Source organism: Microbacterium sp. KUDC0406 (assembly GCF_021582875.1).
Lineage (GTDB): Bacteria > Actinomycetota > Actinomycetes > Actinomycetales > Microbacteriaceae > Microbacterium.
On the sequence record NZ_CP091138.1, the window covers coordinates 3,199,312 to 3,213,199 of the forward strand.

Below are 13,888 nucleotides of genomic sequence, written 5' to 3' on the forward strand. Positions count from 1 at the left end.
GCCGGGGCGACAGCCGCCCGGGTGACAGTCCGGGTCAGGCGCTCAGCAGCACCGTCTCGTCCAGCGAGCGGCGCACGCGCGGGGCGACCTCGCGCTCCTGCAGCGGCTCGGGCAGAGTGCCGGCGTCGCCGAGCTCGCCGAGTGCGATGACCGTGGTCGGGGCGAAACGCTCCTCGAGGTCGGCGAACTCGCGGATCTGCTCCGCGACGAAGCCGCTCATCTGGTGCACGACGAGCCCGTCGTGGTGGGCCTGCACCGAGAGGTGCGCGACGGCCTGGCCGAGGTCGTACACGGCGTGCGTCATCGGAGTCCCCTGCGCGTCCGCGGTCTCGGCGACGGCGACGATCAGCACTGCCGCGTTGCCGGCCCAGACCTGGTTGAAGCCCATCAGTGCGGCGTGGATCTGGTCGTGCAGAGCGGACCCGCGGCGGGCGACGATGAAGCGCCAGGGCTGGGTGTTGTTGGCCGACGGCGTCCAGCGCGCCGCCTCCAGGGCGGAGGCCAGCTTGGCCTCGTCGATCGGGGCCTGCGCATCGAACGCGCGGGGGCTCCAGCGTCCGGCCAGGACGTCCAGGACGTCGTGCTCGGTGGGAGCGGTGCGGGAGACGGTGGCGGTGGTGGTCATGCGGGGTCCTTCAGGCGTTCAAGCTCCGTCGGTACCCCGTCGTCCGCGCTCAGCACACTCTAACTCATGCGACTGAATGGATATTCCGCGCAAACGGATGCCCCGGAGCCCTTCGACAGGCTCAGGGGCCGTGGGGCCACTGAGCCTGTCGACGTGTCGCGTCAGCCGCGCAGCGCCTCGCCGAGCTTCACCCGCGCGCCCATCCGCAGCAGCGAGTTCTCGTAGATCTTTGCGCCGACCAGGATCGCCCCGATGCAGGTCGCGATGAGGATCACCAGGCTCAGCAGCGGCTCCCACCACTGCGCCTCGCCGACGAACAGCCGCACCGGCATCGCCACCGGGGCGGAGAAGGGCACGTACGACAGGATCGTCATCACGACGGGGTTGTCGTTGAAGAAGATCACCAGGAAGTACGGCGCCATGACCAGCATGATCAGCGGCATGGTCGTGGAGCCGATGTCCTCCTGCCGCGAGACCATCGAGGCGGCGGCGGCGTAGAGCGACGCGAGCAGGATGAATCCGAACAGGAAGAACACCGCGAACCACAGGATCGGTGCGCCGATGCCGCCGAGCAGCTGATTCTGCCCGGTGATGATCAGGCCGACCACCGCGATCGCCGCGAGCAGCAGGATCTGCGCCATCGCGAGCACGGTGTTGCCGATCACCTTGCCGGCCAGTAGAGCCCGGGTCGGGATGGCAGAGATCAGCAGCTCGACGACGCGGGTGGACTTCTCCTCGACGACGCTCTGCGCGATCGTGCCGCCGAAGGTGGATGCCGCCATCAGGAAGATCACGCCGAACCCGATCGCCACCAGGTACCGGACCAGCGGGTTGGTGTCGGCGGGCTCCAGGATCACGACCTGCGGGGCCTTCGAGAGGCCGGCGACGATCGACTGCGGAACATCCTGCTTGGCGAGCACGACGAAGCCGAAGCCGTCGTCCTCGCCGGGCACGACCGCGGCCTTCACCTCGTCGCTCGTGACGAGCTTCTCGGCCGCGGCACGGTCGGCCACCTCGACGACCTTCACGTTCGGCAGCGCCGAGACGACCGCCGAGGTCTGCGAGGTCGCGGCGATCTGGTCGGGCGCCGGCGACTTGCTCGTGAAGCCGCCGATCAGCACCCCGGCGAGCGCGATCAGCAGCAGGATGCCGGTCGAGATCATGAACGCCTTGCTGCGCAGTTTCGACGCGATCTCGCGCTCGGCGACGAGCCAGACGGCGGATGCGGCGGATGCCGGTGAGGGAGTGCTCACTGGATGACCTCCTTGAAGATCTGGGCGAGAGAGGGATGCTGCGGCGCGAAGCTCGTGACCGGGCCGCGCTCGACGGCGGTGCGCAGCACGCGCTGCGCGGTGTCCGGGTGGTCGACGTCGAACACGGCGTCGCCGCCCTCGAAGTCGATGACGGTCACGCCGGACTCGGTGCGCAGCCATCCGGCATCCGCGCTGGTCGAGAGCTCGTAGCGCGGGGCGGAGTGCGCCGCGCGCAGCTGGTCGCGGCAGCCGGCGGCACGGATCGTGCCCCCGGCGATGATGACGAGGTCGTCGCAGAGCCGCTCGACGACGTCGAGCTGGTGCGACGAGAACAGGATCGCGGCGCCCTGCGCCGCGCGGGTCTGCAGGACGCCCGCGACCACGTCGACCGCGAGAGGATCCAGGCCCGAGAACGGCTCGTCGAGGATCAGCACCTCGGGGTCGTGCACGAGGGCCGCGGCGATCTGCGCGCGCTGCTGGTTGCCCAGCGAGAGCGACTCGATCAGGTCGTTCAGGCGCTCGCCCAGGCCCAGTTCAGTCAGCAGCGCCGTTGCTCTGGTCGTGGCATCCGCCTTGTCGAAGCCGTGCAGCCGGGCGAGGTAGACGACCTGCTCGAGCACCTTCATCTTGGGGTAGAGCCCGCGCTCCTCCGGCATGTAGCCGAACCGGCGGCGGTCGGCCGTGCCGACCGGAGTGCCGCCGAGCGAGACCGTGCCGCCGTCCGAGGCGAGCACGCCGAGGATGATGCGCATGGTCGTGGTCTTGCCGGCGCCGTTGCCGCCGACGAAGCCGGTGAGGCGCCCGGGGGCGACGTCGAAGCCGATGTCGTCGAGCACGCGTCGCGAGCCGTAGCTCTTGGTGATGCCCTCGAGGTGGAGCGTTCCTGTGGTCACTTCGGCTCAGTCCCTTCGCTCAGTACGTCGCATGCCCCCCACGCTATTGACGACGCACGGCGTCGGGCATCCCCCGCAGGGGGATCGTGCGGTGTCCCCTGCGGGAGGACTTCACGCCAGCCCGTGCCGATGCGCCAGCACGACCGCCTGCACCCGATCCCGCGCACCGAGCTTCTGCAGGATGCGCGAGACGTGCGTCTTCACAGTCGCCTCGCCGATGTACAGCTCGGATGCGATCTCGCCGTTGCTGCGTGCGTCGGCCATCAGCGCCAGCACCTCGCTCTCGCGCTCGGTGAGCGGTTCAGCGAGGATGCTCGTGTCGGGCCCTTCGACAGGCTCAGGGGTCGAGCCCTGGGGTGCTGAGCCTGTCGAAGCGCGGGCGAACCGCGTCAGTACGCGCCTGGTCACCTCCGGCGCGAGCATCCCGTCGCCGGCGGCGAGGGCGCGCACGGCGGTGAGCAGCTCCTCCGGTCCGGCGTTCTTCAGCAGGAAGCCGCTCGCGCCGGCGTCCAGTGCGTCGAAGAGGTAGTCGTCGCGGTCGAAGGTCGTCACGATCGCGACGGCGGATGCCACGGCGGGGTCGGCGACGATGCGCCGTGTCGCCTCCAGCCCGTCCATGTCGGGCATCTGCACGTCCATCGTGATCACGTCGGGCTGCAGGGCGGATGCCGCCGGTCACGGCCTCGGTTCCCGTCGCGGCCTCTCCCACCACCTCGATGTCGGGCTGAGTGCCGAGGATGGTGCGGAACCCCGCGCGCAGCATCGCGTGATCGTCGACCAGCAGCACCCGGATCATCGGGCTCCCTCCAGGACGTGCAGCGGAACGGACGCCCGCACCCGGAAGCCGCCCTGCGGGCGAGGTGTGAGCTCGATCGTGCCGCCCGAGGCGTGAGCGCGCTCCCGCATGCCGAGCTGGCCGAGGCCCGGGCGGAGAGCGGCGATCACTCGCCCGGTGTTCACGACCTCGAGCTCGACGGCATCCGGCTCGTATCGCACCCGCACATCGGCGGTGGCCCCGGCGCCGGCGTGCCGGCGCGCGTTCGTGAGCGCCTCCTGGGCGATGCGGTACAGGTTCACCGCCACCATGCCCGGCACCGGAGCAGGATCGCCGACAACGGTGTACGCGGTAGGCAGTCCGGCATCCGCCGACGATGAGACGAGCTGTGCGATGTCGTCCAGCGTGTGGGTGGACGCGGGTTCGTCGGACTCTCCGCCGGGCGCGCGCAGCGTCTCGAGCAGCTGCCGGAAGTCGCCGATCGCCGCGCGGGACGCCTCCTCGATGCCGCCCAGCAGGTGCTTCGCCTGCTGCGGGTCCTGATCGATGACCAGCCGGGCGGCTCCGGCCTGCACGCCCATCACCGAGATGTGGTGGGCGACCACGTCGTGCAGCTCGCGGGCGATGCGCACCCGGTCCAGGGCCACGGCCTGCGCGGCGGACACCTCGCGCTCGGCCTCGAGCTCCGCCGTGCGGCGCGCCAGCGTGTCGCGCTCCTGCGCGGCGAGCCAGGAGCGCTCGCCGAAGTAGTAGGCGCCGCCGAAGTACAGCACGTTGATGAGCAGGTTCAGCATCATCATCGCCACGTACGACGAGAACAGGCCGGCCGCGACGTCCGCCTTCTCGGCCTCCTGGATGGCGTCGCGGTACATCACGATGATCAGCCAGACGAACATGCCGAGGATGATGCCGACCCGCACGAACAGGGCGCGTCGCCGGTCGTTCATCCACGCGCCCACCGTGTACAGCCCGATGAACATCGCGATGTTGCCGACGTACATCTCAGGGATGCGCAGCGTGACGGCGATGAAGTAGGCCAGCGAGACGACGATCGCGACTGCGGCAGGGCGCCGGCGCCGCAGGGCGAGCGGCGCGGTGACGATCAGCACGTAGGGGAGCGCGGTCCACGGCTCGGCCTGGGCGTCTCCGTAGATCCCGGCGATCGTGCTCAGTGCCGCGCTCAGGATGCCGCCGACGAAGAGCACGCCCGCGAGCAGCAGATCGCCGCGCAGCTCGCGCTCGGAGGGGGTTCGGGTGAACGACATGCTCACCACGCTAGAGGGACGCCGCCGGTGCCGGCATCCCTCCAGCGGGGGATGCGCATGAGTGACTTGCTATTGACAAGCGTGGTTGTTTTTTGCAAGCTTGCTTTCGACGGGCTCAGCAATCGCTGGCCGACCGTCATCGACAGAGGAGTCATCATGACCAAGGTCTTCGTCAACCTGCCCACCACCGACCTGGAGCGCGCCAAGGCGTTCTACACGGCGCTGGGCTGCACCATCAGCCCCGAGTTCACCGACGAGAACGCCGCCTGCATTGTGTGGAGCGACGACATCTACTTCATGGTGCTCAGGCGCGAGTTCTTCGCGACGTTCACGGACAAGCCCATCGCAGACCCGAACGAGGTCGCTCAGGTCTCGGTCGCCTTCAGCCGAGACTCCCGAGAAGAGGTCGACGAGATCCTCGCCAGGGGTCTGGCCGCCGGCGGTGCCGAGCCCAAGCCCGCGCAGGACTACGGCTTCATGTACTCTCGCGACCTCGACGACCCCGACGGCAACTCGCTGGGCTTCCTCTACATGGAGCCCGCCGCCGTCGAGCAGGGTCCCGACGCGTACCTGGCCTCGCAGGCCGACGCGCCGGCCTGACGTGGCGGCACGCAGCTACGGCCAGTACTGCGGTGTGACGACGGCCGTCGAGCTGGTCGGGGAGCGGTGGGCTCTGCTCATCATCCGCGACCTGCTCGTCGGCCCCCGGCGCTACACCGATCTGAAGCAGGGACTGCCGCGCATTCCCACCAACATCCTGTCGACCCGGCTGAAGGAGCTGCAGGAGGGCGGCGTCGTGCGCCGCGTGCCGCTGCTGAACTGCGGCCTGGTCTACGAGCTGACCCCCTACGGGCGGGCGCTGGAGCCGATCGTGCTCGCCCTTGCGCGGTGGGGCTTCCAGGCCATGGGCGACCCGGACGAGGGCGACGTGGTCACCGCCGACTCGCTCACCGTGGCGCTGCGCACCGCGGTCGCGCACGATGCGGGCGACCTCGATGTCGAACTGCATGTCGGCGAGGTCGCGCTGCGCGTGCAGGTCTCCGACGGTGAGCTCGGCATCGCGCAGCTCGCCCCGCCGGCTCCGCCCGTGGGCGGCCGGCTCCCCGACGGAGAGGCCGACGCGGTGATCGTCGCAGGCCCCGGCATCCGTCGTCTCATCGCGGGGGAGGTGACCGCCGCCGAGGCGATCGCCCAGAATCTCGTCGCCGTGGTGCGCGGCGACGAGCGGATGCTGGAGGAGTTCGCATCCGCCTTCCACATCGCACCGATACCGAGGCGAGTTCTCTCATGACCGGACGCATCATCATCGACCTGTTCACCACGCTCGACGGCGTCGCCCAGGCGCCCGGCGGGCCCGAGGAGGACGAATCGGGCGCCTTCCCGTTCGGCGGCTGGCAGGCCGGCTATCCGAGCGAGGCCGTCATGCGCAGCGTGAGCGCGGGGATGCAGACCCTCGACGCGCTGCTGCTGGGCCGGCGCACCTACGACATCTTCGCCGGGTACTGGCCGCTGCACACCACCGGACCGGAGGGGTTCATCGGGCAGCTGTTCGACCGGGTGCCGAAGTACGTCGCCTCGCGGGATGCCGGCATCGAGCTCGACTGGCAGGGATCGACGCGCGTCGGCGACGACCTGGCATCCGAGATCGCGGCCATGCGCGAGAAGCACCTCGACGTGCACGTGATCGGCAGCATCGACTTCGTGCAGACGCTGCTCGCCGAGCAGCTCTACGACGAGCTGCAGCTCTGGGTGTACCCGGTGGTGCTCGGGCAGGGCAAGAAGGTGTTCCCCGACGGCGCGGCGCCCGCGAACATGCAGCTGCTGAGCGCCGAATCCGGAGACGGCGGTGCCCTGCTGCTGCGCTACGCGCCGCTGCCGGGTGAGGTGCGCACCGGTGTGATGGGGGCGTGAGCCCACCCGACCTGTGTGAGTGCGACGGCGGGTCGCGCTCCGATGCTTCCTCTCGGGCCTCCTGACGTATAGATTCATCCCGATGCGTCGTGGGCCGCGACGGAGACGTTGGTTGGTGCGCACGGCGGAGTCGCCGTGCGCTTTCGCTCGGAGGAGTGCGGATGGCGCGATCGCGCTCGCACGCAGGGATGCGTGCGGTTGCAGCCGGAATGACGGCATTGGTGATGGTTCTGGCGGGTGCCGGGGCGGCGAGCGCGGAGGAAGCCCCACCGCCCGTCGTGCAGGAGACGACGACGGATGCCGTCGCGGCGGATGCTGCGACGACGGGCGCGTCGGAGGAGGGGACTCCGGATGCAGAGGTGACGGATCCCGCGGCAGCGGCGGAGGACGCCGCCGAAGACGAGACGGCGGCGCCCTCGGGTCAGGACGAGTCGGCGGAAGCCGCAGGGCCGGCCGATCCTGCGGAGCCGGCTCCGCAGGAAGTGCCCGCGCCCGCTGAACCCGCGGCGCCCGCACCGGAGAAGCGCGCGGTCGCACGGCAGGCGGACGATGAGCCGGAGCAGCCCGCCGGAACGGCCCGGATCAGCGGCACCGTGACCAGCGATGCCGACGGCGCGCCGATCGAGGGTGTCTGGGCGCTCGCCTACGACGTGAGCGACTGGACGTACTTCTCCGCCTACACCGGACCCGATGGTGCGTATGAGATCGAGGGCCTGCCGGAGGGCGACTACCACGTCCAGTTCGACAGCGGCGGAACCGGCTTCGTCCCGGAGTACTGGGAGGACGCCCCCGACGCGTGGGACGCGCAGACGATCGGTCTCGCGGAAGGCCAGAACCTGCAGGGCATCGATGCCGGGCTCGCCATGGGCGGCACGATCAGCGGCACGGTCACGAGCGCGGCCGGTTCGCCGCTGCAGTTCGCGTGGATCACTGCGTCTGGCCAGAACGGCGGGTACGGTTCCGCGTCCACCGACGAGAACGGCGAGTACACGATGACCGGCCTGCCGGGGGACTCGTATCGGATCATGTTCGACTCGCCGCCGGATGAGGGCTATGTCACCGAGTACTGGGAGGACGCGGCGGATGTCGAGACCGCGACGTCGGTCGAGCTCGCACCGGGCGGTGCGATTACGGGGATCGATGCGCAGCTGGACGAGGGCGGCGTGATCGAGGGCACGGTGACTCGGGAGAGCGACGGCTCACCGGTGTCCGACGTCGACGTCATCGTGGCCGGTGAGGACGGCTTCGTGAGCGGCACGGCACGGACGGATGCCGAGGGCAGGTACCGGATCGATTCGCTGCGCAGCGGTGTCTACACCGTCACGTTCTCGCCCGACGCCGATCCGACGCTCGTCTACGAGCTGTGGGACGGCGCGCGAAACGTGGATGACGCCACCCCGGTGACGGTCACGCAGGGCGAGACCGTCACCGGCATCGACGCGTCGCTGCAGCAGGCCGCCATGATCAGCGGAATGGTGACGCGCGCCGACGGCGGGGATCTGACCGCGGTGTCGGTGAACGCCTACGGAGACGACGGCGAGTCCTACAGCGGATCGGTGCAGGCGGACGGCTCGTACACGCTCTCCGTCACGGAGGGGACGTACATCGTGGAGTTCAGGGCGAACGACGGATCTCTCACCACCGAGTACTGGCAGAACGTGCTCGACTACGCGCTGGCGACGCCGGTCGCGGTGGGATCGGGCGAGGAGGTCACGGGCATCGACGCGGAGCTGGAGTCGACATCGGTCGTCACCGGACGGGTGACGCTGGGTTCGCACACGGATGTCTCGCATGACCTGTACGTCGAGGCGTTCGACGGCGAGCAGTGGGTCGCGATGTCCTGGGTCGGTGAGGACGGCGTCTTCCGGCTGTTCCTCCCTGCGGGGACGTACGCGCTGCGGGCGTCGGCCGTGTTCTACGACGGCCGGACCACGGTCGCTCCGCAGTACTTCGACCACGTTGCGACGCTCGACGAGGCGACGCCGATCATGGTCGGCGCGGGCGAGGAGCACGACGGTGTCGACTTCGCGCTGGGTGAGAGCACGCCCCCGGCGCCTGCGCCGGCGTTGACGCTCTCGGCGTCGTCGGTCGCTCCCGGCTCCGACGGTGACGGTGCACGGTGCGCACTTCACGCCCGGCCAGAAGGTGACGTTCGAGCTGCACTCGACGCCCGTCGAGCTGGGCACGGCGACCGTCGCCGACGACGGCACCCTCAGCGCGTCCTTCGCCATCCCCGCGGACACGGCGGCCGGGATGCACCGGCTCGTCGCGACCGATCCGGACGGGGCGCTGCTCGCGGCAGCGCCGCTGACCGTCACTCCGGCTGCTGCGCCGGACGGCGGTTCCGGCGCGAGAGATGCGTCAGGCGAAGGCGGACTCGCAACGACGGGCGGCGGCCTCCCGGCGTCCGCAGCGCTCCTCGCGCTGATGCTGCTGGCCGCCGGTGGCGTGCTCGTCCGCAGGAAGAGCGTCTCGACCCGCTGACCCCGCTCCGTTCCGGCCTCTCCCCGAGGGGCCGGAACGGAGTCAGTCCGCCAGCATCCGCTCGATCACCGCGGCGACGCCGTCGTCGGCGTTCGACGGGGCGTGCTCGTCCGCGGCATCCCGCACGGCCGGCTCGGCGTTCGCCATCGCGACGCCGCGGCCGGCCCAGCGCAGCAGCTCGAGGTCGTTCAAGGCATCGCCGAAGGCGATCACCTCCGACCGGTCGATGCCCAGGTGCGTGCACAGCTGTGCGACGCCGGTCGCCTTGGTGACGCCCTCGGCCATGACCTCGACGAAGGGAGCACCCGACAGCGTGGCCTCGAACCCCGTCAGACCCAGGCGCTGCAGGGCGGCGAAGATCTCCGGGATCGGCATCGACGGATGCCGGATCACGAGCTTCAGGCTCGGCGAGCCGAGCACGGCGTCGAGCGGCACGCCACCCATGGTCGCCGGGTCGCGCTTGTGGTCGCTGAGGTGGGCGAGGTCGGCGTAGCCGTGTTGGGCCACGAAGCTCTCACCGGCGTCGCGCACGCTCGCGAAGACGAGGTCGGGGATGACGGCGCCGAGCGCCTCGGCGAGCTGCTGCTGCACGAGGACCGGGATCTCCTCGGCGAACAGGTGCTCGCCCGTGGTCAGGTGCACGCCGTAGGCGCCGTTGCCGCACAGCGCCCAGTCGTCGAACCCCGCGCCGGCGGCGACCATCCGCAGGCCGATCGGCTGCCGCGCGGTCACGGGCACCGTGCGGATGCCCGCCGCTCGTGCAGCATCCAGTGCCGTCCTGGTACGAGGCGAGACCGTGCCGGCCTCGTTCAGCAGGGTGCCGTCGAGGTCGGTCGCGATCAGCCGGATCATCTGGGTCCCTGAGCTTTGCCTGCGGGTCTGAGCCTTGCCTGCGGGTCAGGCGAAGATCATCGGCATGTCGTCGTCGTCATCCGTGCCGCCGAGGTCGAGGTCGACGACCACGGGGACGTGGTCGCTGGGCTGCTCGCCCTTGCGCTCGTTGCGGTGGATGGTCGCGCCCGTGACGGCGTCGGCGAACGGCTTCGAGCCGAGGATGAAGTCGATGCGGACGCCCTCGTTGCGGGGGAATTTCAGGCGCTGGTAGTCCCAGTAGGTGAACCCCTCCGGGATCAGCGGGCGCACCACGTCGCTGACGCCCGCGGACTCGAGCGCGAAGAACGCCGCGCGCTCCTCGGGGGAGACGTGCGTGGACCGGCCGATGACGATGTCGGGGTCGCCGTTGTCCTCGTCGAACGGGATGATGTTGAAGTCGCCGACCAGGGCGAGCGGGAGGTCGGGGTTCGCCGCCGTCTCGGCCGCGGTCGCCTCGCGCAGTGCGTTCAGCCAGTGCAGCTTGTACGCCAGGTGCGGGTCGCCGAGGGCGCGGCCGTTGGGCACGTACAGGCTCCACACCCGCACCCCGCCGACCGTCGCGCCCAGCGCGCGGGCCTCGAGCGGAGCATCCGGGCCCTCGTGGCCCTTCGCGAAGCCCGGCATCCCGGCGAAGTGCGTCTCGACGTCGGTGATCGGCTCGCGGCTGACGATCGCGACGCCGTTCCACTGGTTCAGGCCGTGCGCCTCGACGTGGTAGCCGGCGTCTTCGAACGGCCCGTACGGGAACTGCTCGGGCCTGCACTTGATCTCCTGCAGGGCGAGCACGTCGATGTCCTCGCGCACCACGAAATCGACGGCGCGGCTCACGCGGGTGCGGATCGAGTTGATGTTCCAGGTGGCCAGACGCATGGTTCCAGCCTATTGGTGGGGTCGGACGTCACCCGCCGCACAGCGAGGGTTGGTCGTTGAGCGAGCGAAGCGAGACGAAACGCCCCCACGGATGTGAAGGCGTTTCGTCTCGCTCCTTCGTCGCTCGCTCGACGACCGGAAGGCGTCAGGCCTGCTCCGCCTTCTTCTCGCGGCGCAGTCCGTGCAGCAGCGGCTCGGTGTAGCCGCTGGGCTGCGCGGCGCCCTCCACGATCAGGCGGCGGGCCGCGGTGTACGCGATCCCGGGCTTCTCGCCTTCGGTGAAGGCCAGCTTCTCGTAGTTCGGGTCGCCGGCGTTCTGCTCGTCGACCACCACGGCGAGGCGGCGCAGGCTGTCGTCGATCTGCTCCTCGGTGATCACGCCGTGGGTCAGCCAGTTGGCCAGCAGCTGGCTGGAGATGCGCAGCGTGGCGCGGTCCTCCATCAGGCCGACGTCGTGGATGTCGGGCACCTTCGAGACGCCGATGCCCTGGTCGACCCAGCGCACCACGTATCCCAGGATCGACTGCACGTTGTTGTCGATCTCGATGGCGACCACCTCATCGGTCAGATCGCCGTCAGCGGCGAGCGGCGGCACCAGCAGTGCGTCCAGCGCCTCCTCGACGACCGGCGGCAGGGTCGCGCGCACGGCGAACGGGTCGACCTGGTGGTAGTGCAGCGCGTGCAGCGTGCCGGCCGTCGGTGACGGCACCCACGCCGTCGAGGCGCCCGAGAGCGGGTGCGCGATCTTCTTCTCGAGCATGTCGTGCATGAGGTCGGGCTCGGCCCACATGCCCTTGCCGATCTGCGCGCGGCCGTCGAGGCCGGATGCCAGGCCGATGGCGACGTTGCGGTCCTCGTAGGCCTTCATGAACGGCTGCTGCTTGATCGCGGCCTTCGGCAGGAACGGCCCGGCGTGCAGCGAGGTGTGGATCTCGTCGCCGGTGCGGTCCAGGAAGCCGGTGTTGATGAATACGACGCGGTCGGCTGCGGCGGCGATCGAGGCGGCGAGGTTCGCCGAGGTGCGGCGCTCTTCGTCCATGATGCCGATCTTCATGGTCTTCGGCGGCAGGCCGAGCAGCTCCTCGACGCGGCCGAACAGCTCGGCGGCGAACGCGACCTCGTCGGGCCCGTGCATCTTCGGCTTCACGATGTACATCGAACCGGTGCGCGAGTTGGATCCCCGGTTCGGGCCCTCGAGCTCGGGCAGCGAGCCGAGCGCGGTCATGATCGCGTCGACGATGCCCTCGAACACCTCGTCGCCGTTGCGGTCCAGCACGGCGGGGGTGCGCATCAGGTGGCCCACGTTGCGGACGAACAGCACGGCGCGGCCGGGCAGGGTGATCTCCCCGCCGTCGCCACCAGCGGAAGCGGCGGATGTCGGTGTCCGGTAGGTGCGGTCTGCGGCCGGCACGCGGGTGAAGGTGCGGCCGTTCTTCGTCACCGATTCGGCGATCGTGCCGTCCATGAATCCGCGCCAGTTGCGGTAGCCGAGCGCCTTGTCCTCGCCGTCGACGGCGGCCACCGAGTCCTCCAGGTCGAGGATGGTGGTGATCGCGGACTCGAGGATGATGTCCTGCACGCCCGCGGCATCCGTCGTGCCGATCCGTCCGGCGCGGTCGATGACGATCTCGGCGTGCAGGCCGTTGTGCACCAGGAGGATGCCGGTGGGGGCATCCGTCTCGCCGGTGAAGCCGACGAACGCGGCGGGGGTCGCGAGACGGCGGTCGCCGCCCTCGGTCTGCACGATCAGGCCGTCGGCGTCGACGCGGTAGCCCGTGGCATCCGTGTGCGACCCCTCGGTCAGCGGGGCGATCTCATCGAGGAACCGCCGTCCGCGCGCGACGACGGCGGCGGCGCGGGTGTAGTTGAACTCCCTGCCGGGGGCGAGCTCGCCGGTCTGGTCGATGGCATCGGTGCCGTACAGCGCGTCGTACAGCGAACCCCAGCGTGCGTTCGCGGCGTTGATCGCGAATCGCGCGTTCAGCAGCGGCACGACCAGCTGGGGGCCGGCCATCGTGGCGATCTCGGGGTCGACGTTCTCGGTGGTGACCGAGACGGCGGACGGGACCGGCACCAGATAGCCGATCTCGGTCAGCAGCGCGCGGTAGGCGTCCCTGTCGGGCAGGCCCGGGTTCGCGCGGTGGAACTCGTCGATGCGCTTCTGCAGCTCGTCGCGCGTCGCGAGCAGTTCGGCGTTGCGGGGGACGAGGTCGTGCACGATCGCACTCGCTCCGGCCCAGAACGCGTCGACGTCGCGACCGGAGTCGGCGAGCGACGCCTCGGCGAACTCGACGATCGGCGCGGCGACCGAGAGGTCTGCGCGGGTGAGATGCGAGGTCATAGTTCCATTCCTTCTGTACGGGCGCCGAGGCGCGTGAGGGTCTCGATGGCGATCGCGGCGTCCACGGACGGCGGACCGCCGGCGATGCCGAGGCCGCCGACGTGCTGGTCGCCGAAGTAGATCGGCACGCCGCCGTCGATCGCGGTCAGCGCGCCGCCGGTGCCGAGCGGCAGAGCGGTCGCGAGCGCTTCGGGGATCTGCGCCGTGCGGCGCCGCACGGATGCCGCGGTCGCGGCCTTCCGGCGGCTGGTCTCGGCGCTGTGCGGGGTGGCGTCGTCGGCCATGCCGTACGCGATGAGCGTCATGGCGGGGTCGGCGACCGCGGCGACGACGCGCACATCGTGCTCGGCGCCGACCTCCATGGCGATGGCGATCGCCCGCGCCGCGGTCTCATAGGTGATCGTGGTGATCTGGCGGTGGGTAGACATCGGTATCCCCTCATTTCCTTGACCGTCAAGAATTCACATGGCGAAACCTAAGTATCGTATGATGGAAGTATATGTCTTGATGTCGAGAAATGTCCAGCGACTCCCGTGCTCCGTGAGACTGCAAGCCCGCGCCGAGACGGGGGCACTACGCCCCCGTCTCGGCGCGGGCA

At 70.2% G+C, this 13,888-nt stretch carries 11 protein-coding genes and 2 pseudogenes; 4 read left to right on the top strand and 9 right to left on the bottom strand.

Going from position 1 to position 13,888, the window contains the following annotated elements:
- Positions 1-34 precede the first annotated feature (34 nt).
- The 5 genes and pseudogenes from L2X99_RS15760 to L2X99_RS15780 all read right to left on the bottom strand — a co-directional run bounded on the left by L2X99_RS15760 (position 35) and on the right by L2X99_RS15780 (position 4,811).
- The gene (locus L2X99_RS15760; RefSeq protein WP_236125935.1) at positions 35-625 is read right to left on the bottom strand and encodes a nitroreductase family protein; all 591 of its coding nucleotides are present in this window, start codon (positions 623-625) and stop codon (positions 35-37) included.
- A 161-nt stretch (positions 626-786) separates the two neighbouring features.
- Positions 787-1,878, bottom strand: coding sequence for an ABC transporter permease (locus tag L2X99_RS15765; RefSeq protein WP_236125934.1), 1,092 nt, complete (start codon positions 1,876-1,878; stop codon positions 787-789).
- On the bottom strand, positions 1,875-2,771 hold the full coding sequence (locus L2X99_RS15770) for an ABC transporter ATP-binding protein (protein ID WP_236135376.1): 897 nt from the start codon (positions 2,769-2,771) through the stop codon (positions 1,875-1,877). The genes L2X99_RS15765 and L2X99_RS15770 overlap by 4 nt, the downstream gene beginning before the upstream one ends.
- Positions 2,772-2,882: 111 nt before the next feature.
- A pseudogene (locus L2X99_RS15775) lies at positions 2,883-3,567 on the bottom strand (response regulator).
- Complete coding sequence (locus L2X99_RS15780) at positions 3,564-4,811, bottom strand: sensor histidine kinase (protein WP_236125931.1); 1,248 nt, start codon at positions 4,809-4,811, stop codon at positions 3,564-3,566. Before L2X99_RS15780 ends, L2X99_RS15775 begins: the two are co-directional and overlap by 4 nt.
- Before the next feature lie 156 nt (positions 4,812-4,967).
- On the opposite strand from L2X99_RS15780, the gene L2X99_RS15785 reads away from it, so the two are divergent.
- From L2X99_RS15785 to L2X99_RS15800, 4 genes and pseudogenes are all read left to right on the top strand, one after another.
- The gene (locus tag L2X99_RS15785; RefSeq protein ID WP_236125930.1) at positions 4,968-5,411 is read left to right on the top strand and encodes a VOC family protein; all 444 of its coding nucleotides are present in this window, start codon (positions 4,968-4,970) and stop codon (positions 5,409-5,411) included.
- A gap of 1 nt (position 5,412) precedes the next feature.
- On the top strand, positions 5,413-6,102 hold the full coding sequence (locus L2X99_RS15790) for a winged helix-turn-helix transcriptional regulator (RefSeq protein WP_236125929.1): 690 nt from the start codon (positions 5,413-5,415) through the stop codon (positions 6,100-6,102).
- Positions 6,099-6,722 carry a dihydrofolate reductase family protein gene (locus L2X99_RS15795; RefSeq protein WP_236125928.1) on the top strand — a complete coding sequence of 208 codons (624 nt, stop codon included), beginning with the start codon at positions 6,099-6,101 and terminating at the stop codon, positions 6,720-6,722. Before L2X99_RS15790 ends, L2X99_RS15795 begins: the two co-directional genes overlap by 4 nt.
- A 224-nt stretch (positions 6,723-6,946) precedes the next feature.
- Positions 6,947-8,137, top strand: a pseudogene (locus L2X99_RS15800) (MSCRAMM family protein); the annotation flags it as partial.
- 1,111 nt (positions 8,138-9,248) lie between these two features.
- Here the strand turns inward: L2X99_RS15800 and L2X99_RS15805 are convergent.
- The 4 genes from L2X99_RS15805 to L2X99_RS15820 form a co-directional block, all read right to left on the bottom strand.
- Positions 9,249-10,058, bottom strand: a complete 810-nt coding sequence (locus L2X99_RS15805) for a Cof-type HAD-IIB family hydrolase (RefSeq protein ID WP_236125925.1) — start codon at positions 10,056-10,058, stop codon at positions 9,249-9,251.
- A 45-nt stretch (positions 10,059-10,103) separates the two neighbouring features.
- On the bottom strand, positions 10,104-10,949 hold the full coding sequence (locus L2X99_RS15810) for an exodeoxyribonuclease III (protein WP_236135377.1): 846 nt from the start codon (positions 10,947-10,949) through the stop codon (positions 10,104-10,106).
- A gap of 145 nt (positions 10,950-11,094) precedes the next feature.
- A complete protein-coding gene (locus L2X99_RS15815; RefSeq protein ID WP_236125924.1) occupies positions 11,095-13,290 on the bottom strand; it encodes a malate synthase G in 2,196 nt (731 codons plus the stop codon).
- Positions 13,287-13,718, bottom strand: coding sequence for a GlcG/HbpS family heme-binding protein (locus L2X99_RS15820; RefSeq protein WP_236125923.1), 432 nt, complete (start codon positions 13,716-13,718; stop codon positions 13,287-13,289). The genes L2X99_RS15815 and L2X99_RS15820 overlap by 4 nt, the downstream gene beginning before the upstream one ends.
- Positions 13,719-13,888: the final 170 nt, after the last annotated feature.

Coding starts and splice junctions, on each gene's coding strand:
- L2X99_RS15805 (WP_236125925.1), bottom strand. CDS start 10,058: ATGATCCGGCTGATCGCGACCGACCTCGACGGCACCCTGCTGAACGAG.
- L2X99_RS15785 (WP_236125930.1), top strand. CDS start 4,968: ATGACCAAGGTCTTCGTCAACCTGCCCACCACCGACCTGGAGCGCGCC.
- L2X99_RS15795 (WP_236125928.1), top strand. CDS start 6,099: ATGACCGGACGCATCATCATCGACCTGTTCACCACGCTCGACGGCGTC.
- L2X99_RS15820 (WP_236125923.1), bottom strand. CDS start 13,718: ATGTCTACCCACCGCCAGATCACCACGATCACCTATGAGACCGCGGCG.
- L2X99_RS15780 (WP_236125931.1), bottom strand. CDS start 4,811: ATGTCGTTCACCCGAACCCCCTCCGAGCGCGAGCTGCGCGGCGATCTG.
- L2X99_RS15810 (WP_236135377.1), bottom strand. CDS start 10,949: ATGCGTCTGGCCACCTGGAACATCAACTCGATCCGCACCCGCGTGAGC.
- L2X99_RS15815 (WP_236125924.1), bottom strand. CDS start 13,290: ATGACCTCGCATCTCACCCGCGCAGACCTCTCGGTCGCCGCGCCGATC.
- L2X99_RS15760 (WP_236125935.1), bottom strand. CDS start 625: ATGACCACCACCGCCACCGTCTCCCGCACCGCTCCCACCGAGCACGAC.